Below are 18,980 nucleotides of genomic sequence, written 5' to 3'. Positions count from 1 at the left end.
CCTGAATGTGGGGAAGCGGGGCAATGATAACAATCAATTGTGGGGTATGTTATCGATCTTGTGTGAAAGTCATTTTCACCCGATGGGAACGTTTAATATAAGGAGTAAAAACGGCAGCAGCCAGTAATGGCCATAATAGGGAACGCATTGCCATTTCATCAGAAATAGGAGAAAAGGCGAAAGTTTTTATCGCTATCAGCACGGAAACCATCAGCCAAATAATAAACATACGGGGGAATCGTTTCGAACGAATAAAAAGTAGCTTCAATACCCATACGGTGAAACACCACATTATTGTCGTGGTTAATACTGAGGTATACCACAAGGTGGTAAAACTACCACCTATTTGATGAATCGCTTCATTTTTATGGATAAACGTCATTATATATAACAGTAACATCAAACTGGCAGCAATTAATGTCATGATGAGATAGGCAGCAGGCGCTAATAACCAGCCATTAATACGATAATAATCATTGGACTGATACATAAGAAGTTTTCACTCCATCATGAGTGTTTTTGATATTGGGGAAATAATTATAGGAAAAAGAGAGTAATACTGGAATCAGGATTATTTGCTAACGTGTGAGAGGTGGTGATACTTTCTGATGCCTGGTTATGCGTTTACGACACTACGATCATTTTTTAGAGGCAGTTATGAGTGATTTTTTAAAAGTTGGTTTGGTAGGTTATGGCTATGCAAGTAAAACGTTCCATGCGCCATTGATTGCGGGAACGTCCAATATTGAATTGGTGGCTATTTCCAGCAGTGATGCAAATAAAGTTAAAAAAGACTGGTCAACGATATCAGTCGTTCCCTCACCGGAGGAACTTTTCCGTGATCCCAACATTGACCTTATTGTGATCCCAACCCCAAATGATACTCACTACCCATTGGCACAACAGGCATTAGCGGCAGGTAAACATGTCATCGTTGATAAGCCTTTTACCATTACGGTAGAACAGGCCCAATCGCTGAAAAAGCAAGCGGAGGAAGCTAATTTATTGCTGTCTGTATTCCATAATCGTCGCTGGGATTCTGGTTTTCTGACGGTGAAATCAATTATTAAAGAAAATAAATTGGGAACATTAAAATATTATGAATCCCATTTTGATCGTTACCGTCCCGCTGTTCGTCAGCGCTGGCGTGAAGCCGCCGGAGCCGGTAGTGGCATTTGGTATGATTTAGCGCCTCATTTACTGGATCAAGCCGTGCAACTTTTTGGCAAACCTCGAGCTATCACAACCGATTTGGGTATGATGCGCCCAAATGCAGAGACGGCGGATTATTTTCATGCCCAGCTCACCTATCCTGATTTGAAAGTGGTATTACATGCAACCATGCTTGCAGCGGCAGAATCGCCTATTTATACATTGCATGGTATGACTGGTAGTTATATCAAGTATGGGTTGGATACTCAGGAAGAGCGTTTAAAGGCAGGGGAAAGGCCGCCACGGGCTGACTGGGGATATGATGCACGGGATGGTTATGTGACGTTGTCACAAGATGAGAGCTTGGTTACGAAAGTTGTCCCTACTGTACCTGGCAATTATGGCGCTTATTATGCCGCTATTCGTGATGCGATTTTGTTTGGAAAACCGAACCCCGTGACGGCCAGTGAAGCTATTTTGATTATGAAGCTTATTGAAGCCGGTGAAAAATCGGCAAAAGAACAGCGTACAATCTTAATTGACTAATTTAATTGACTAATTAAACAGTGGCAGGTGGGTAAAGGGGGCTTATGTTGATGAACGTGTTGCAAAAATTAAGAATCGCTCCTTTTTTAGTGACATTAATTGCTGTGGTCATCATTGCATCGTTTTTTCCTTGCGAAGGTGAAGCTAAGAAGTGGTTTCAATACTTAACTACGGCCGCTATCGCGTTATTATTTTTTATGCATGGTGCGAAATTATCCCGTAATGCCATTTTGGCAGGGATAGGGCATTGGCGGTTGCACTTGGTGATTTTCACCAGCACGTTTATTCTGTTTCCCATACTGGGAATGGTATTACGTTTCATTGTGCCAGAGTGGATGTCACCAACAGTTTATATGGGCTTTCTTTATCTTTGTGCTTTGCCTGCCACGGTGCAATCAGCGATCGCTTTTACTTCCGTTGCCGGGGGAAATGTTGCCGCGGCGATATGCAGTGCTTCCGCCTCAAGCTTGTTAGGTGTATTCCTGTCTCCATTGTTGGTTGGTTTTTTGATCCAAACTCAAGAAGGAGGGGCTCAAACCGATACCTGGAAAGCGATAAGAGATATTATCTTGCAGTTAATGGTGCCTTTTATCGCCGGACATTTATCGCGTCCTTTGATTGCCAGTTGGGTAGAAAAACATAAGAAATTGGTCAACATGACAGATCGTTCTTCTATCTTGCTGGTGGTTTATGTTGCATTTAGTGAGGCGGTGGTGGAAGGTATTTGGCATAAAATCGATGCCTATTCATTGCTTATGATTGGGATCGTCTGCTGTGTTTTATTAGCTATCGTACTACTCATTAACGTATATAGCTCGCGTTTGCTGGGATTTGGCAAAGATGACGAAATCACTATTGTGTTTTGTGGTTCGAAGAAGAGCCTGGCGAATGGTGTACCAATGGCGAACGTATTATTTCCCGCGTCAATGGTTGGTGTGATGCTGTTACCGTTGATGATTTTCCATCAGATCCAGCTGATGGTTTGTGCTGTCCTTGCTCAACGTTATGCGCAGCGCCTAAAAACAGAAAAGGCAGAATAATTTCTGCCTTTGGAACAAATAATGTTTCTTAGCGGTTGGCGACTTTTGCTTTCAGTGCCTGTTTTTCTGCGTCACTAAGGAATGCAGTTGCCAAGCCATTAATCTGCGCCTGTCGGATTAGCGCTGGAGACAGTCCCGCTGCTGGCGCAGCAACGTGATACTCATGGCGAATTTCAATGCCTTCTACTGCCGGATCATCTGTATTGATTGATGCTAGGATCCCGTGTTCAAGGAACTGTTTCAGCGGGTGAGCTTGTAAGGAACTGACTGTGCTGGTTTGCAAGTTTGATGTCAGACAGGATTCAATCCCGATACCATGTTTAGCCAAATAATCCATTAGGGCTGGATCAGTGATTGCTTTGACTCCGTGGCCAATACGAGTTGCACCCAATTCCCGAATAGCGTGCCAGATGCTTTCCGCACCTGCGGCTTCACCTGCATGTACGCTAATATTCCAACCTGCGTCACGTGCTCGGATAAAATGTTGTTCAAAGAGATGACCGGGGAAGCCTAATTCATCACCAGCCAGATCTAATGCAGTGATATGTTGTTTATGAGCAAGAAGTCCAGCGAGTTCTTCGGTGCACGCTTTTTCCCCAAATGTTCTGCTCAGGATACCAATTAAACGGATCTGAATATCATGTTGCTGGCTTGCTGAGTGAATGCCATCGATTACTGCTTCCACGACGCCTTCAACGGGAAGTTGGTGTTTCATTGCCATGTAATAAGGAGAGAAACGCAGTTCAGCGTAATCAAGACCCGCATTGACCGCATCTTCAACGTTTTCAATGGCGACTCTGCGGCAAGCTTCTAAATCGGCAAGTACAGTCACACCCCAGTCTAATTTTTGCAGGAAGCTGACAAGGTTAGGCTCATTTTCAATGATTTGGACATGCGGACGTAATGCTTCCAGCTCATAAGCTGGGAGTGGGATATTATGTTGACGCGCAAGATCCAAAATAGTTTCAGGACGGATATTACCGTCAAGGTGACGGTGAAGATCGGTCAGTGGAAGCTGTATGTCAATCATTTTATTATCCTTTTTATTAAATTTTATGTACGCAAAAAGCCAGCCAACGTGTTGACTGGCAAGAAAGAGAAAACACTATTCTGCAAGGCCATTATCAAGCAGGAATTGATGTAAGTTGGACTCTTTGTCGTTTAATTTGACTTTATCATTGGCATAGAGGAAGTTAAGACCAATGATACCGTCTTTATCAGTCAGGATTTTGTATTCAATCCCTTTTTGGATGATCATCTCAACTTGCTGTTCTGCCTGAGCTTCTGCGGTATCTTTATCCTGACCATCTAGCATTGCTGACTGCGCAATAGATTCTATCAACATGGCTTTCGGTACATTAATGTGCAAAGACAACTCTTGAACCAGGGTATGAATCATTTCTTCTGGTCCCATCAGTTGCAATGCACTTTTATCCTCTGGAATATTTTGTAAGGAGAGGTTGAAATCCACTGAACTTTCACCTTTGCTGTTTTTCCAACTAAAAGGAGAAACACTGAATTGTGGATTGTTATTCAGGAGAAGATGTAAGTTACTGAGGATCGCCAGGGAAGTCGCATCATAAGATACGTGATCCGTAGTCAAGGCTGCTTCTGCCGCATCATTATAGGCTTGGGTAAATTTACGCACAGACGGGCCATCAAGTTTTTCCATCCCCAGAGCTAACTTACCAGAGCCAAACTCTATATCTTTAATCTTTACACCATCAATGCTATAAACGATTTTGATGTTCAGATTGTCTTTATCCTCACCTAAATTGGATGTCACTTTTATTCCTTTAAGAGCGATATCTGGCTCATTAGGAATTCCATTCATGCTGAATTCGCCAATACTGTAGCTTTGATCTCCGGTATAGATATCGAATTTTCCTTTTTTGTTATCCCCTTTAAAATCAATACCCTTCAGTGCAATTGACTCTTTTTTGGTCGGATCACTGAAAGACAGTTCATCACTTTTGACTGTGAAGGAAAATTCACTGAGATCACGATTGACGTCGGCACGGATTTTTGCACCTGAAAATGACAGAACCCGTTGGTCATTATTTTCAGTCGTTTCCGTATGATTAATAGGGATCAGATCAATGTTAGCAGAGAGCGCACGACTATAACTGACTTTAGCATCTAAGTTAAACAGCGATTTTTCGTTTGTGATATTAAATAGTTTTTTCAACGCATCACTTTTCTCCAGTTCTGCGTGGACAGAGGCCATTTGGGGGATCAGATTGAATCTCTTCAAGTTAGAGATCGGAAATGGCCCATGATCGATTGTCGATTTAAAAATGATTTCTTCATTTGGTGGGATATCGGCATTTTTTACACCATTCTTGATGTTTAGGATCAAACGGACATCGGAGCTGAAAATACCTCGTTTGACATCTTTTGCTTGCCATTCTATACCGCTTTCAGGAAACGATTTTGCCAGTTCTGTGTTTGCCTGTTTTATGAAGCCATCTAAATGATCTTCAAGTTTCTTACCTGTATACCATGATGCTCCTGTCCATACAGCACCCAGAGCAACAACAACGCTTACTGCAACTAACGATTTTTTCATGTGGAGATCCCATCCTTTTAACGCGTATACATAGACGTATTATGCGTTTTGTATTTATGTCAAAATATGATTAACTGCCAATAAAAGATTAATCATAACCATATGAATCTAATCAAATTAATTAGATACTCTGGCTATTCTTCCCCTACCATAAACAGTGACGGCTTTTTCAATAGCAGGCAAGAAAATTGATTCACCTGAAAGTAATTTCAACTGCTGTTTATCAGTGCTGATCACTGCTTGCCCTTCAATACAAAATAGAACCGATGCTGCATCATTTTCCAATGAGATTGGTTGTTCTGAAACAGAATAAACAGAAAAACAAAAATCATTAACAGGAACAGGGTAATTCAGCGCATCTTTTTCCTGCCTTGGCACGGTTAGCAAAGTATCGGCAGCTTTTGGAATAAAATCCAGATTAGCCATTAATTCAGGGACATCAATATGCTTGCTGGTTAAACCAGCACGCAACACATTGTCAGAATTGGCCATAACCTCTAAGGCAACGCCATCAAGATAGGCGTGGGGTGTGCGAGCATATAGAAACATCGCCTGACCGGGTTCAAGTTCAACGACATTGAGTAAGAGTGGTGCAAACAGCCCATTATCATCGGGATAGAATGAGGTCATGTTTTTGATGGTATCCCACGGCTCGCCCTGATGACAGTTTAATGCTGACTTTAAGACCGCCATCGCCAACTGTTTTTGTTCGCCTTGCATATTCAATAATTGTGAAAACAGAAACGCCAGATTTTGTTCAGTTGGTTGCTGGAGGAAGGTTTGAATATCTGGATGCGCGGCAGAAACATAATCCAATAATTGTGCGATCTCAGATAACGGTCTAAAAGCATTCATGGCCTTGAATGACGTCAGCGCATAGACCAATTCAGGTTTGTGATTATCATCTTTGTAGTTGCGTTGTGCTGAGTCTAACGGTATCCCTTGTGCATTTTCTTTGGCAAAACCTATTTCTGCTGATGTCTTATCAGGATGCACTTGAATAGACAGTGGTTGAGCTGCACATAATACTTTGAACAGGAAAGGCAAACGTTGGAATTGCTGGGCTACTTTTTCTCCAAGGTATTTCTCTGGTTCTTTATCGATCAAAATATTTAAGGCGATAGTTTCACCCGTTTGAGGATCTGTTACCTGTGAACTACATTTTGGATGTGCGCCCATCCATAGCTCTGCCATCGGCTGATTATCCGCGTTCTCGATACCATAAATATCCGTCAGAGCGGTTTTGCTTCCCCAGTCATAATGTTGGATTTTGTTGGTCATTTTCAGCATGGCGGAATTTCCTATAATAAAAAGTCACTTATTTATATGACAACAATACAATAAACACGGTTAGGTCGCATTATCGATAATAAATTTATGGCATGATATAAAAATGCCGACTAATTTATCTGCAAAGTTTGTTCCGGCGTATTCAATTATTCTGTGTGCTAAGGAGATAGTAATGGCAGCCACTCGCATTGAAAAAGACTCAATGGGACCTATCGAAGTACCTGCTGACCAATTATGGGGGGCGCAAACTCAGCGCTCACTGGAGCATTTCCGCATTTCTCAGGAAAAAATGCCTGTTGCCTTGATTCATGCCCTTGCATTGACTAAACAAGCAGCGGCCAGCGTTAATATGGATCTGGACCTTCTACCTAAAGAGCGTGGTGAAGCAATTATCGCTGCGGCGAAAGAGGTGTTAGAAGGCAAACATCCAACAGAATTCCCTCTTGCTATCTGGCAGACCGGTTCGGGAACTCAAAGCAACATGAACATGAATGAAGTGTTGGCGAACCGTGGTAGTGAGATCCTTGGTGGTAAAAGGGGCAATGAACGTCTGATTCATCCTAATGATGATGTTAACAAGAGCCAAAGCTCTAATGACGTTTTCCCAACGGCCATGCATGTTGCAGCAGTTACTGCATTACGTGAGCATCTGTTACCAGAGTTAAACGTACTCCAAAAAACGCTGGCAGATAAAGCGGAAGCATTTAAAGATATCGTAAAAATTGGTCGTACTCACTTACAAGATGCAACGCCATTGACTTTAGGCCAGGAAATTTCCGGCTGGGCAGCTATGTTAACGCATAACTTGAAACACATTGAAGAGAGTATTCCTCATGTGTGTGAGCTGGCCCTGGGAGGAACTGCGGTAGGAACTGGTCTGAATACTCACCCTGAATATGCCGTCAGGGTTGCGCAGAAAATTGCTGAATTATCTGGCCATCCTTTTGTTACTTCGCCAAATAAATTTGAATCCCTGGCAACTTGTGATGCTCTGGTCCATTCACACGGTGCATTGAAAGGTTTGGCTGCATCATTGATGAAGATTGCTAACGATGTTCGTTGGTTAGCTTCTGGCCCTCGTTGTGGTATTGGTGAAATTTCCATTCCTGAAAATGAACCAGGCAGCTCCATCATGCCAGGCAAAGTCAATCCAACTCAGTGTGAAGCGATGACCATGTTATGTGCCCAAGTGATGGGTAACGATGTGGCCATTAATATTGGCGGTTCGTCTGGTAACTTTGAACTGAACGTATTCCGCCCAATGGTTATCCATAACTTCCTGCAATCTGTTCGTTTGCTGGCGGATGGTATGCGTAGTTTCAATGAGCATTGTGCTATTGGTATTGAACCTAATCGTGATCGCATCACCCAATTGCTGAATGAATCACTGATGCTGGTAACGGCATTAAATACTCATATCGGTTACGATAAAGCGGCTGAAATTGCTAAAAAAGCACATAAAGAAGGTTTGACGTTGAAACAATCAGCACTTCAGTTAGGGTATTTAACTGAAGCTGAATTTGATGCATGGGTTCGTCCAGAAGATATGGTTGGCAGCATGAAGTAATGCTTGCTATACGCATGTAACATAAAAAAACCGGAGAGCATTTACTCCGGTTTTTTATTTCTTAGATTTCTTTGTAGAGATGTAAGCGGGGAATGACCAACTCAAGTGGCTGCGCTTTGGGTTTATACTTATGTTTAATTGCGTTGGCATTGTAATTGGACAAATTGCCGAGTTTGGGTTTGATTTCACTTTCTTCTGTGTAGAAAACAATCACAGGAACCGGACAAGCATATTGGACTTGCTTTTGTATTTCTGAATACCATACACGAGTAATAGGTTGTACTTTTACTGGCCGTTTAATTTTCAATACCACATCATCGGGTAATTTTTTTATATCTGTAATCTCCAATGCTACCAGTGCTGCCCATTGATCACTGGAGTAGGGAGGGACTGCTCTGCCCGCATTATAGCTTTTCTCCAGCCTTTCCAGAATTTGTTGCTTGGTGACTTTATTAATAATGTTTTTATTAGCCCAGCCAAAATTAATGGAGTCGGGATTTAATAGAGGAGTGATAGTGCGATAGGCATTCAGGGTAATAAGGCCACGCAAATGATCATGAACAAATTCAAAACGTTGTTCTTTGCTGATACCTGATTCTTTGGTAACGATATTTTCTAACTCTATTTTTAATTGGTTTACTTCATTAATGATTGCCATTGCTTCTCTATATTGCGGGTGGTTAACCGCAAAACACAAGGCACCAGGCAGGCGGCTAGCCGCTTTACTGCTGACATTCGGATTATTATGGTGTATGAATAGCTTCTGATAGAAGTGTAATCCTACATTGAGCGCTTCATTTCCCTGTAGCGGACTGACCATAATTTCGGTTATTTGTTCATGTTCTTCACCTTTTTCGATTTTCGGTAATTCAAATACCCGGGCATCAATAAGCCTGTAACTCATTAACAACTCAATCAGTTCAGATAGCTTTTCTTCTTGTTTTTTAAAGCAAGTTGTCAGTGATTCTATTGAAAAATACTTATTCATAATTGTTCTTAACCCAAATTTCCGGCGAGCATACGACGACTTATTTAGTTACAACATACTTGTAATATAAAACCAACTCCCCAAAAAATCCACCACACACTACCACAAAAGCTAACTAAAAAAGAAAATGCTTATTGCGAAATAATTTAACATTGTGATAAAAAACAGGTAACATATTAATTTGAAATTAGATGATTGATAGAGTGGGGCATACACCAAGGTCGTTACCTATGAAAAGATTAGTTAAGCCAGTGAATTCCTTTAAGAAAGTGATCGATGCATTGTTACCATACGCCGAATTGATTACAGCTGATTTATCACCTCAAGAAAAGGTGATTAAAATAGAAAGTGAATTTGCTAAGTTTTTTTTATTAGATCAAGGATATATCAATATGCGCAGAATCAACGACGATTTAATCATCGCGACACTTTTTTCTCCCTACATTATCGGATTATCTTTCTATTCTGGAGCAGAAATCTATTATTCCATTGAGCTGGGGGAAAGCTGTAAACTTTATCAAATTCCCAGGGTTAGTGCATTGAATACGATAAAGAAGCATGATCTCTATAGAGAGTGGATGAGAATAATTTCCTATAAAATAGCTTTCTTATATGCCAGAGATATTAGCCTCTTCCGTCATGCTAATAAGGAAATCGTGTGTAGTTTGTTATCTCGCCTGATGACCTTACCGACAGAATTCAGAGAAAATATTACGGTAATTAAATATATAGAACAAAGATGCACACTTTCACGCAGTTGTATACAACGCGTGTTACTTACTCTAAAAAAAGATGGATGCATTGAAATTATTGATGGATATTTAACAAAAGTTTTAGTGTTACCGATTGAATCCTATTATTAATAATAAGCCGACGTTTCTCATTTATGCCGGCAGCTATATTTTATTATTTTGGTAATTTATTGAGTTTTAAGCCTAAATAAATAGCAACTATCATTAATAATGAAATAAACGCAGCAACGCCATTCCATGCAAAATAGAACCAAAATATTCCACCTAATGTTCCTGCAATACTGGAACCGGAGTAATAACAGAATAAATAGAGTGATGAAGCTTGTGCTTTGGCGCGCTTGGCTCTCTGTCCTATCCATCCACTAGCAACAGCATGAGCGGCAAAGAAGCCTGTTGTCAATATCATCACTCCCAGTATTACCGCCCAGATAGGGAAAAATAGGGTGATTAAGCAACCTATTAACATCATACTAATAGCGGCTAACAATACTGTTCCTCTTCCATGCTTACTTATTAATCCGCCAGCTTTAGTTGCGCTGTAAGTTCCTGTTAAATAAACGATAGATAATAAACCAACTATAGTTTGGCTTAAATGATAAGGGGCTTCTAATAACCGATAACCAATATAGTTAAACATAGTGACAAAACTTCCCATAAGCAAAAAAGCTTCGGCAAAGAGCAGGGGAAGACCTTGATCACGCAGGTGTAGCTTCAAATTGATAAGTAATGATTTAGGTTTTAATGAGCTGGATTTAAAGTGCCTGGATTCCGGTAACATCTTCCAAAACGCAAGAGCGGAGATTAAAGCAAATGTACCAAGTAAGAGAACGGCAATCCGCCATGAATAGTGATCAGCGATCACACCAGCAATCAAACGTCCACTCATTCCCCCTATTGAATTACCACTGATATAGAGGCCGATAGATAAAGCTACATAACTGGGATGGATCTCTTCACTTAAATAAGTCATCGCGACAGCAGCAACACCACTTAATGATAACCCCACCAGTGCGCGCATAGCCAAAATCCCGTGCCAACTTGTTACAACAGAGCTTAGGAGAGTAAAAATGGCGGCAGCAATGAGTGATACTACCATGACATGTTTACGGCCAAGTGCATCGGATAAAGGGCCAGTTATTAATAGACCGAGGGATAACATCCCAGTGGACAGGGATAAAGCCAAACTACTATTGGCTGGCGAGATGTCAAATTCATCTGACAAAATTGGCAAAATGGGTTGAACAAAATAGAGTAATGCAAATGTTGCCAGTCCTACGGCAAAGAACGAGAGAGTGACTCGCAGGTATACAGCATCTTCACGTTGAATGTAAGGCTGTTTACCTTTGTATCCATGATTAACTGTGTTTTCAACATCTCTTTCGACGTCAGAGACTGCTGATTTTTCACTGACGCTTTGGATTGTATTCACGTTACTTCCTTATCTAGGTAAAACAAACGTTAATTACTTGATGTGGATCAAGGATAGAAATTCATGAATATTTTGTCTAATATATTAATCATTCAAAATGATATGTTAAAAATATCAATGAGGTCATAAACAATGACTGCTAATATTGAGCTCAGACACTTACGTTACTTCATTGCTGTGGCAGAAGAGTTGCATTTTGGACGTGCAGCAGAACGATTGAATATCTCACAACCCCCATTAAGCCAGCAGATCCAAGCGCTGGAAACAAATATAAATGCCAAGTTACTGGTGCGTAATAACAGGAATGTTAATCTAACACCTGCCGGACAGATGTTTCTTCAGGAAGCATATCAAATCATTTCCCAGGTTGATGCTGCAGCAACCAAAGCTGCCAGAATGCAGCAAGGGGAGTTGGGGGAGATATCGATTGGCTTTACATCTATCACACCTTTTATACAAAAAGTAACACTGAGTTTACGTCAATTTCGGGAACGTTATCCTGACGTCGCCATCCATATGCATCAAATGAATACCAAACAGCAAATAGCACCTTTGCAGACAGGCAGAATCGATATAGGAATTATGCGTAATACGTCATTGCCCGATAATTTGGAGCATCAGTTACTTTTCCGCGAGCGTTTTATGTTGGCCGTATATGATGATCATCCTCTGCTGAAGTACGCTAATGAAGGGGTGAATTTGGAAATGCTATCTGACTATCCACTGGTGTTTTTTGAGCACGATGTAGGAACGGCACTGTATGATGAAATTATTTCCTTATTGGCTAATGTAGGAGTGGTTCCAACGATTTCCCAAGAAGCGGGAGAGGCAATGACGATATTAGGATTAGTCGCTGCGGGATTAGGGGTAAGCATTATTACAGAATCGTTTACTCGAATGAAACTGGATGGAGTTCAATATTTGCCTTTAGCAAACAACCCTGCTTACTCCGAAGTTTGGCTGGTTAAACATAAAAATCACAATAACAGCGCTGCGGCGGATCGGTTAACTCATCTCCTGATTTCAAACATTGTGGATGAAGCTAGTAGATGAAATTGTTCATCAAAAGTAATAATCACGATAAGTTCGTGTGAAAGATCACATTTCTACCTTAAACGGATATCTTCTCATTTAAACAGAGACATAATCGTCATTATTAATTTTTTAGCAGCGTGAATTAAATGCAGGAGGCGAGGTGAGTGTTGATGTTCAACCAAGTCATATTGACCAGATCAGACAAACTAACATTGGGTTGGTTTATCGGTTAATTGATCAATATGGGCCTATCTCGCGTACCGCACTTTCCAAAAAAGCTCAATTAGCGCCGGCCAGTATTACTAAAATCACACGGGAACTCATTGATGCACATTTAGTGAAAGAAACTGAATTTCCTGATCTCGGTTTTAGAGGTCGTCCTGCTGTTGGGTTGAAGGTAGATAGTAAAGGGTGGCAATTTTTATGTATTCGTATTGATGAAGGACATATTGTCATTGGGCTTCGTGACTTGAGCGGTAATCTTGTCGTTGAAAAGCAATCAGTATTTTCTGTGTCTCAGCATTGTTCTTTTTTAGATTGCATCGTTAATGAGATTGATAACTTCTTTTTGTATCATCAATCTGCTCTGGAACGTTTAACAGCCATCAGTATTACTATCAATGCGATAGTTGATCCGGTAAATGGGATTATCCATAGTTCACCCTACTACGATATCCACGATCTTCCTCTGGGAAAATTTTTACATCAACGCACAGGACTACCAATTTTTCTGCAACATGGCATAGCCGCATGGACAATCGCAGAATCTTTATATGGAGCAGGGAAAAACTACCAGAATCTTATCCAGATTGTTATAGATGACAATGTTGGCGCAGGAGTTATGACAGCAGGACAAATGCTCCATGCAGGAAATCATAGTGTCGTAGAAATTGGGCATATTCAAATCGAACCTAATGGCGAACATTGTTACTGTGGCAATATCGGCTGTCTTGAAACTGTGGTGGGTATCAAAAAAATTTTGCAAAAATTTCACGCCCAGACAGAAAGCCAAGCTGACTCCGTGACAATTGATTCATTTTGTCAGGCCGTTATGGAGGGAGATCCACGGGTAACAGAATTGGTTCGTGATGCAGGAGAACGAATCGGGCGCATCATGGCGATTATGGTCAATATCTTTAACCCCGAAAGGATCCTGATTGGTTCGCCGCTGAACAACATTAAACATATTCTCTATCCTGCCATTCAACAACAGATAACACAACGTTCACTTCCTGGTTATAGCCAACAAGTTGATATTGTGGCTACTCAATTTAACAATACAGGCACACTACCTGCGGCAGCCTTAATTAAACAGGCATTGTATAACGGTGAATTACTGCTTGAGCTAATGCAAGGATAGCCCCCATCACGCAAAACATTGAGCTAACGCAACCCCTGCCTTAAACACATCTCCTACACTCTAGCCTTGCTCGCTAAAGAGAGTAAGTAACCGGTCAATCTATTCTGTTATTACGGAAAAATGAATTTATGTTAACGCGCTTATTTGTTACAGGCACGGATACCAACATCGGTAAAACAGTTGTTACCCGCGCATTATTGCAAGTCTTTAATCGTGATGGAACAACCGCTGTAGGATATAAACCTATTGCGACAGAAAAACATGAAACTCCGGAGGGAATACGTAATCGTGATGCCTTAGTCATACATAAATCTTCACCGGTACAAGTGGATTATGAAGAAATCAATCCTGTTGTTTGGGAAAACAGTTATGAAAAAGAAAATCGTGCTGATTTTACTCAAATGACGAAAGGGCTAAGAAATTTAGGCTATAAAGCAGATCGCGTCATCATTGAAGGTAACGGGGGGTGGCGTGTGTTACTGGAAGATGAAACGTTTTATTCTGATTGGGTAGTACAAGAAAAACTTCCTGTCATTTTGGTTGTTGGTATTCAGGCCGGCTGTGTCAACCATGCTATTCTAACGGCGCAATCCATCAGGAATGATGGTGTACCCCTGATTGGCTGGATTGCTAATCGCATCAATCCAGGATTAGCGCATTACGCCAAGGTATTGGAAAGGTTACAGCGTCACATACCAGCTCCGCAATTGGGAGAAATACCTTATCTTTTAAGGCCAGAAGAACGCGATTTATCTTGCTATCTGGATACGTCTGCGATACTGGCAATTGACGATTAAAACAAGAAGTAAAAAGGGAGCAAATTACGCTCCCTTTTTCGAAAATTAGCAAGAATATTGCTCTCAGCCTTTCTTATCATGAGAAAGACGGACATAGACTATTTTTTGTTTGCCATAATCACAATGACCAACAACTTTTCCACTTGCCGTATTGTTTTCAGTGACTTGATCACTAGGAACTAAGTCAAGTCTAAAATCCGTTGCTGAAACACCATTTTTAATGATTTTCTGCGCAATCTCTTCTTTCAAGTTTTCACATGTTATCTTTTGTGAAGCTTGCACTGTAAAGGAAGAAAGCGCAAAAAACAAAGCTCCGGTCAGTAGGATCTTGTTCACTATCATCTCCTTATTTTGATGTCGGCGTTGATTTTATCAAGGTTTAATCGGGCGGCCCGTATTGATATCCAGGCAACGTTTTGTGCTCGGTTCCCAATAAGCATTAATATCGACACTTTTTAAACAGGCTTCACGATTATCAGCTTCCGCTTCATACTTATCAAACTCTTTTTCTTTACGTTTGTCCGCTTTATGGCGCAATTTTCTCTGTTCATCCCATTCTTCTTTGCTTTGACGAGCCATTTCTTTGCTTAAGGAAGTTTCTCCACCATTGATGGTTACACACGTACTTTCTGACGCACACGGCGTAGAGAAGGCGGACGTCTGCCAAAAGAGGGAGGATACCAGAGCAACAGCAGAAACACTTTTAACAATCAAAGAACGAACGTTCATTTTTGAACCTCTTTATTACTTAAACTATAAGACTAAGCCATTTAGCGAATCTGCTAAAAAAGCATTAGTTTCTATGTATGCTTAAACCTGCGAATGACTGACAAACGGGCATCATTTCCAATGTATTAATATTGACGCGAGAAGGCAGGTTAGCAACCCAAAATACTGCTTCGGCAATATCATCCGCCGTTAATGCATCGGCGCCGACATAAGTTTTATCAACTTTTTCTTTATCGCCTTTAAAGCGAATATGAGAAAATTCGGTTCCTCCAACCAGACCAGGTTCAATATCGGTGACTCGGATATTCTTCCCATGTAAGTCAGCTCTCAGCCCTAAACTAAATTGTTTGACAAAGGCTTTAGTCGCACCGTATACGTTACCGCCTGCATAGGGCCAACTTGCTGCGGTGGAACCAATATTAATAATATGTCCATGATTGGCTTGTACCATATTAGGCAACAAAGCCCGCGTCATGTTCACTAATCCTTTCGTATTAGTATCAATCATTATTTCCCAGTCATCAGGGTTAGCTTGGTGAGCGGGTTCTAGCCCTAACGCAAGCCCTGCATTGTTCACAAGAACGTCTACATGACGTAGGTTATCTGGTAATTGTTGAACGGTTTGTTCGATTGCTGTGCGATCTCTCACGTCAAGTTGGATGGGGTGGAAGTTCTCACCCAATTCATTTTTCAACTGATCTAATTTCTCTTTACGGCGTCCTGTTGCAATGACGATGGAGCCATGTTTGATAAATTTTCTTGCAATTGCTTCACCAAAACCCGAAGTTGCACCTGTCACAAAAATAATCATAACTATCCTCTTATCTGTGAATTATTATCATAATATCCATATTATTAGAGAAATTTGTTTCTCATTAGTCAAGGTTAAATTGTTTCATTTGCATTTAATTTATTTTTTTAATATATACATGCAACTTCAAGTTGCAATTTACAGAACTATATGAAATCACACATATCTTGAAGAAGGAACCTCAACATCTGATACTCTCAGTATTATGAAAACCTATTTATAAACAATCACATTGATTTGCAAGCTGCAATTTGAAGTTGAATTAGTATATATAGTTACTTATTCATAGTATGCGAGTAATTAGCCCAAAAAGTTCTATAAGAAATTAGCAACACTATTCAATGCATTTATGTAAAATAATCTACACGGAAATAGAGAGCAGAGGGTAATATGCCTTTTTATCAACCATTTAAAACTTCTTTTGAATCAGGGGATCTTATCTTTGGATTATATGATAAGAGAAAACAACATGCTCAAAAACACCCAGGATTTCAGCTAGTTCTTGATCCTAACAACATATCAACTATTGATAGATATTCAATTACTCAAAATGAAATTAAGGTACGTAAGATGTATGGACAACAAATTCCTCATAATCAAGAAAGCTTTACAACGGCGGTAATGGAACACTGGAAATACAGAGATATACTCAATCAAGAAGATAACTATAAGATTGATATCAGAAATGGGAACGTTTACTACCCTAGAAAAATAACAAGCCGAAAATGTAAAACTGGGTTGTCTTGGTATTCTCACTCGTTAAGCCATGCAAATATCCATTTTATCTTAGATGGAATAGATATGGAGAATGTTATCAATAAAAAAAATAACCCAAAAATCGACAAAGGAAAAGACTCATATACCAACAAAGAACTGAGATGGATATACCGAAATAGGAAAGATCCAAGGGTTCAATCCTGCATACAATTCTGGCTAGATGGTTCGCCAGTATCTCCACCTTGGATAGAAGGAAGATATGTCGATTTATGGCAAAATTACCAGCCGAAATTTGAAAATTCTGAGATCGAACTAGGGGAATTTGCTGAAACCGTTTTGAATTTTGAATATAGAGACTATACGTAGGTTTATGTAATTATGGATGAAACGCAGATGGCCCGCCAAATGCGGGCCTGAAAAAGTGAGCAGATTAGCTTGCTCTTGCTTGCTCCATATATTCTTGTAGGGAACCATCGAATGCAATTTTCCCTTTGTCGATTCGGATTACTCGCTCAGCCAGTCTAAATACACGCGGATCATGGCTTATCATAAGCACAGTTTTACCGCGAACGATATTGTTCAATGATTCAGCAAAGCTATTTATTTTACTATTGTCCAGATAGGTCGTAGGTTCATCAAATAGCAGTATTTCTGGTGTCTTAAGGTACAAACGCGCTAACCCAATTACCTGCCTTTCACCGCCCGACAGGGAAGAGCCTTTTTCGTCAATGTATGAATCCAAGCCATCTTTCAATTTGTCCAACAGTTCATGGCCACCTGCTTTAATCAACGCAGAAATCATCTCTTCCCTGGTTGATGCTGTATTGGCAATGTGCAAATTATCGTATAACGTGCCCTTTATAATCTGAGTTTGTTGTGACATCACACCAAATTTTTGTAACCAGCGCTGAGAATCAGGATCATCCAGCACTTCACCAAAAATTGAAACGTAGCCTTCGTTTAGTGGTGTTAAACCCGTCACGATATCAAATATCGTACTTTTACCTTGACCATTATCACCGACGATAAGAACCCGTTCTCCTTTTTGTATAGAGATATTCATGTCTCTGAACAAAGTATCTCTGTCGTTATAGGAAAATTTCTTAACGTTGATATCAATAGCATTGGCACTACAATTTTCCACTGATTGGCTCTGTTTGCGATTGTTTGGCTGGTATGCTCCCAACAATTCGAAAACTCTATCCAACAACGACTTGAGTGAAGCAAATTTATTTAAATGATTACTGTATCTCTTAATGGAATCAGACATCAATTGTTCATAGGTAAATGCAGCAACAAAATTACCAGGGTTGATCGTTCCATCCATCAATAGCAAACCACCATACCAAAGCACAGCAATGGTCGATGCTAACTGTGCAAAAAAGCCAAGAGGAATAGATAGGGACATAAACAGTCCGGTGATCCTCTCAACATTTTTCACTTTAGTATTAGCATCATTAATTCTCTTTTTCTCCGACTCTTCAGAATTGAAAATCTTGACAGATTTGATCCAAGAAAGTGATTCTTGGATGACGCCGGTCAATCGTGAGTTATAAATTTGCAGAATTCTTTCATAAACAGCCACTCGGTTAGTGATTGGCTTGCTGATTAAAGTCGTCAGACAAACCATCATAAATGCCAAAATCGCCAATTTAATATCAATCAGTGCCATAGCAATAAATGGGCCGATTATTGACAACGTATCATAAAGAAATTCGCTATATAAATCTCTAACTCTATCTGATACAAGGTAAGTATCATTTTTTATTCTGAATGCCAGATTCGCTGAATGAAATTTTCTGGTGATATGATAAGGAAAAGAGAGGAAAGAATCGACTAGCGATTTCCTCATATTATAACTCAGTTCTGATGCATTAATTGTTTGCATCCAAATAATAATAGCATGACTGATGACAATCAATAATGATACTGCAATTAGAGAAGCAATTAATTCATTAAATGAGAAAGAAAGAATTAGCTTATCCTTTAATAAAGTATTGACTAATTCCTGAACCAGGAATGGAAATACAACCTCCGCTAAAGCAGCCACTACCGTAAAAACAATAGCCAGCACCAATGCTGTTTTTTGTTTACGTATAAAAGAATAAAGGAATATAATATATTTCATATACTGATCACTGTTAAGTTATCAATCTAACTAGTATAGACAACATGTTAAAACTTATCATCCTACCAAA

The 18,980-nt window shown here is 40.1% G+C and carries 18 protein-coding genes; 8 read left to right on the top strand and 10 right to left on the bottom strand.

The genetic code is table 11. The features are described 5' to 3' along the window. Positions 1–49: 49 nt before the first annotated feature. Positions 50–490: a DUF2569 domain-containing protein gene (locus tag WDV75_RS10165; RefSeq protein ID WP_273557627.1), complete on the bottom strand. Its 441-nt coding sequence runs from the start codon at positions 488–490 to the stop codon at positions 50–52. Between the two features lie 167 nt (positions 491–657). Here WDV75_RS10165 and WDV75_RS10160 point away from each other — a divergent pair, with 167 nt between their 5' ends. Both WDV75_RS10160 and WDV75_RS10155 read left to right on the top strand, forming a co-directional pair. Further along, on the top strand, positions 658–1,698 hold the full coding sequence (locus WDV75_RS10160) for an oxidoreductase (protein WP_273557628.1): 1,041 nt from the start codon (positions 658–660) through the stop codon (positions 1,696–1,698). A 50-nt stretch (positions 1,699–1,748) separates the two neighbouring features. Continuing rightward, on the top strand, positions 1,749–2,738 hold the full coding sequence (locus tag WDV75_RS10155) for a bile acid:sodium symporter family protein (RefSeq protein WP_273557629.1): 990 nt from the start codon (positions 1,749–1,751) through the stop codon (positions 2,736–2,738). 28 nt (positions 2,739–2,766) lie between these two features. On the opposite strand, the gene add is transcribed toward WDV75_RS10155, so the two are convergent. From add to manA, 3 genes are all read right to left on the bottom strand, one after another. Continuing rightward, positions 2,767–3,768, bottom strand: a complete 1,002-nt coding sequence (gene add, locus WDV75_RS10150) for an adenosine deaminase (protein ID WP_273557630.1) — start codon at positions 3,766–3,768, stop codon at positions 2,767–2,769. Between the two features lie 75 nt (positions 3,769–3,843). After that, positions 3,844–5,307, bottom strand: a complete 1,464-nt coding sequence (locus tag WDV75_RS10145; RefSeq protein WP_273557632.1) for a YdgA family protein — start codon at positions 5,305–5,307, stop codon at positions 3,844–3,846. Positions 5,308–5,424: 117 nt separating this feature from the next. Then, on the bottom strand, positions 5,425–6,597 hold the full coding sequence (gene manA / locus WDV75_RS10140; protein WP_273557633.1) for a mannose-6-phosphate isomerase: 1,173 nt from the start codon (positions 6,595–6,597) through the stop codon (positions 5,425–5,427). Positions 6,598–6,769: 172 nt separating this feature from the next. On the opposite strand from manA, the gene fumC reads away from it, so the two are divergent. Continuing rightward, positions 6,770–8,164 carry a class II fumarate hydratase gene (gene fumC / locus WDV75_RS10135; RefSeq protein ID WP_273557634.1) on the top strand — a complete coding sequence of 465 codons (1,395 nt, stop codon included), beginning with the start codon at positions 6,770–6,772 and terminating at the stop codon, positions 8,162–8,164. A 61-nt stretch (positions 8,165–8,225) separates the two neighbouring features. On the opposite strand, the gene tus is transcribed toward fumC, so the two are convergent. After that, positions 8,226–9,152 carry a DNA replication terminus site-binding protein gene (gene tus, locus WDV75_RS10130; protein WP_273557635.1) on the bottom strand — a complete coding sequence of 309 codons (927 nt, stop codon included), beginning with the start codon at positions 9,150–9,152 and terminating at the stop codon, positions 8,226–8,228. Positions 9,153–9,382: 230 nt separating this feature from the next. On the opposite strand from tus, the gene WDV75_RS10125 reads away from it, so the two are divergent. Then, positions 9,383–10,015, top strand: coding sequence for a helix-turn-helix domain-containing protein (locus WDV75_RS10125; RefSeq protein ID WP_273557636.1), 633 nt, complete (start codon positions 9,383–9,385; stop codon positions 10,013–10,015). Positions 10,016–10,058: 43 nt separating this feature from the next. Here WDV75_RS10125 and WDV75_RS10120 read toward each other — a convergent pair whose 3' ends face one another. After that, a complete protein-coding gene (locus WDV75_RS10120; protein WP_420497493.1) occupies positions 10,059–11,333 on the bottom strand; it encodes an MFS transporter in 1,275 nt (424 codons plus the stop codon). Between the two features lie 132 nt (positions 11,334–11,465). Between WDV75_RS10120 and WDV75_RS10115 the strand changes: the two genes are divergently transcribed. The 3 genes from WDV75_RS10115 to bioD all read left to right on the top strand — a co-directional run bounded on the left by WDV75_RS10115 (position 11,466) and on the right by bioD (position 14,525). Continuing rightward, the gene (locus WDV75_RS10115; RefSeq protein WP_273557637.1) at positions 11,466–12,386 is read left to right on the top strand and encodes a LysR family transcriptional regulator; all 921 of its coding nucleotides are present in this window, start codon (positions 11,466–11,468) and stop codon (positions 12,384–12,386) included. Between the two features lie 142 nt (positions 12,387–12,528). Continuing rightward, the gene (mlc, locus tag WDV75_RS10110; RefSeq protein WP_273557638.1) at positions 12,529–13,728 is read left to right on the top strand and encodes a sugar metabolism global transcriptional regulator Mlc; all 1,200 of its coding nucleotides are present in this window, start codon (positions 12,529–12,531) and stop codon (positions 13,726–13,728) included. A gap of 128 nt (positions 13,729–13,856) precedes the next feature. Then, positions 13,857–14,525, top strand: a complete 669-nt coding sequence (bioD, locus tag WDV75_RS10105) for a dethiobiotin synthase (RefSeq protein WP_273557639.1) — start codon at positions 13,857–13,859, stop codon at positions 14,523–14,525. Between the two features lie 63 nt (positions 14,526–14,588). Here the strand turns inward: bioD and WDV75_RS10100 are convergent, their stop codons facing one another. The 3 genes from WDV75_RS10100 to ydfG form a co-directional block, all read right to left on the bottom strand. Further along, on the bottom strand, positions 14,589–14,867 hold the full coding sequence (locus tag WDV75_RS10100) for a DUF1161 domain-containing protein (RefSeq protein ID WP_337927161.1): 279 nt from the start codon (positions 14,865–14,867) through the stop codon (positions 14,589–14,591). Between the two features lie 30 nt (positions 14,868–14,897). Further along, on the bottom strand, positions 14,898–15,254 hold the full coding sequence (locus tag WDV75_RS10095) for a DUF1283 family protein (protein WP_273557642.1): 357 nt from the start codon (positions 15,252–15,254) through the stop codon (positions 14,898–14,900). 64 nt (positions 15,255–15,318) lie between these two features. Next, on the bottom strand, positions 15,319–16,065 hold the full coding sequence (gene ydfG, locus WDV75_RS10090) for a bifunctional NADP-dependent 3-hydroxy acid dehydrogenase/3-hydroxypropionate dehydrogenase YdfG (protein WP_273557643.1): 747 nt from the start codon (positions 16,063–16,065) through the stop codon (positions 15,319–15,321). Between the two features lie 390 nt (positions 16,066–16,455). Here ydfG and WDV75_RS10085 point away from each other — a divergent pair, with 390 nt between their 5' ends. Then, positions 16,456–17,148 carry a hypothetical protein gene (locus tag WDV75_RS10085; RefSeq protein ID WP_273557644.1) on the top strand — a complete coding sequence of 231 codons (693 nt, stop codon included), beginning with the start codon at positions 16,456–16,458 and terminating at the stop codon, positions 17,146–17,148. A gap of 64 nt (positions 17,149–17,212) precedes the next feature. Here the strand turns inward: WDV75_RS10085 and WDV75_RS10080 are convergent, their stop codons facing one another. Then, on the bottom strand, positions 17,213–18,910 hold the full coding sequence (locus WDV75_RS10080) for an ABC transporter ATP-binding protein (RefSeq protein ID WP_273557645.1): 1,698 nt from the start codon (positions 18,908–18,910) through the stop codon (positions 17,213–17,215). Positions 18,911–18,980: the final 70 nt, after the last annotated feature.

The organism is Xenorhabdus griffiniae (assembly GCF_037265215.1).
Lineage (GTDB): Bacteria > Pseudomonadota > Gammaproteobacteria > Enterobacterales > Enterobacteriaceae > Xenorhabdus > Xenorhabdus griffiniae.
The sequence above is the reverse complement of the archived record's forward strand: the minus strand, read 5'-3'. Positions and strand labels throughout refer to the sequence as shown.

Coding starts and splice junctions, on each gene's coding strand:
- WDV75_RS10145 (WP_273557632.1), bottom strand. CDS start 5,307: ATGAAAAAATCGTTAGTTGCAGTAAGCGTTGTTGTTGCTCTGGGTGCT.
- fumC (WP_273557634.1), top strand. CDS start 6,770: ATGGCAGCCACTCGCATTGAAAAAGACTCAATGGGACCTATCGAAGTA.
- WDV75_RS10155 (WP_273557629.1), top strand. CDS start 1,749: ATGAACGTGTTGCAAAAATTAAGAATCGCTCCTTTTTTAGTGACATTA.
- WDV75_RS10080 (WP_273557645.1), bottom strand. CDS start 18,910: ATGAAATATATTATATTCCTTTATTCTTTTATACGTAAACAAAAAACA.
- WDV75_RS10085 (WP_273557644.1), top strand. CDS start 16,456: ATGCCTTTTTATCAACCATTTAAAACTTCTTTTGAATCAGGGGATCTT.
- WDV75_RS10100 (WP_337927161.1), bottom strand. CDS start 14,867: ATGATAGTGAACAAGATCCTACTGACCGGAGCTTTGTTTTTTGCGCTT.
- add (WP_273557630.1), bottom strand. CDS start 3,768: ATGATTGACATACAGCTTCCACTGACCGATCTTCACCGTCACCTTGAC.
- WDV75_RS10095 (WP_273557642.1), bottom strand. CDS start 15,254: ATGAACGTTCGTTCTTTGATTGTTAAAAGTGTTTCTGCTGTTGCTCTG.
- WDV75_RS10125 (WP_273557636.1), top strand. CDS start 9,383: ATGAAAAGATTAGTTAAGCCAGTGAATTCCTTTAAGAAAGTGATCGAT.
- bioD (WP_273557639.1), top strand. CDS start 13,857: ATGTTAACGCGCTTATTTGTTACAGGCACGGATACCAACATCGGTAAA.
- WDV75_RS10160 (WP_273557628.1), top strand. CDS start 658: ATGAGTGATTTTTTAAAAGTTGGTTTGGTAGGTTATGGCTATGCAAGT.
- WDV75_RS10165 (WP_273557627.1), bottom strand. CDS start 490: ATGTATCAGTCCAATGATTATTATCGTATTAATGGCTGGTTATTAGCG.
- tus (WP_273557635.1), bottom strand. CDS start 9,152: ATGAATAAGTATTTTTCAATAGAATCACTGACAACTTGCTTTAAAAAA.
- ydfG (WP_273557643.1), bottom strand. CDS start 16,065: ATGATTATTTTTGTGACAGGTGCAACTTCGGGTTTTGGTGAAGCAATT.
- WDV75_RS10115 (WP_273557637.1), top strand. CDS start 11,466: ATGACTGCTAATATTGAGCTCAGACACTTACGTTACTTCATTGCTGTG.
- manA (WP_273557633.1), bottom strand. CDS start 6,597: ATGCTGAAAATGACCAACAAAATCCAACATTATGACTGGGGAAGCAAA.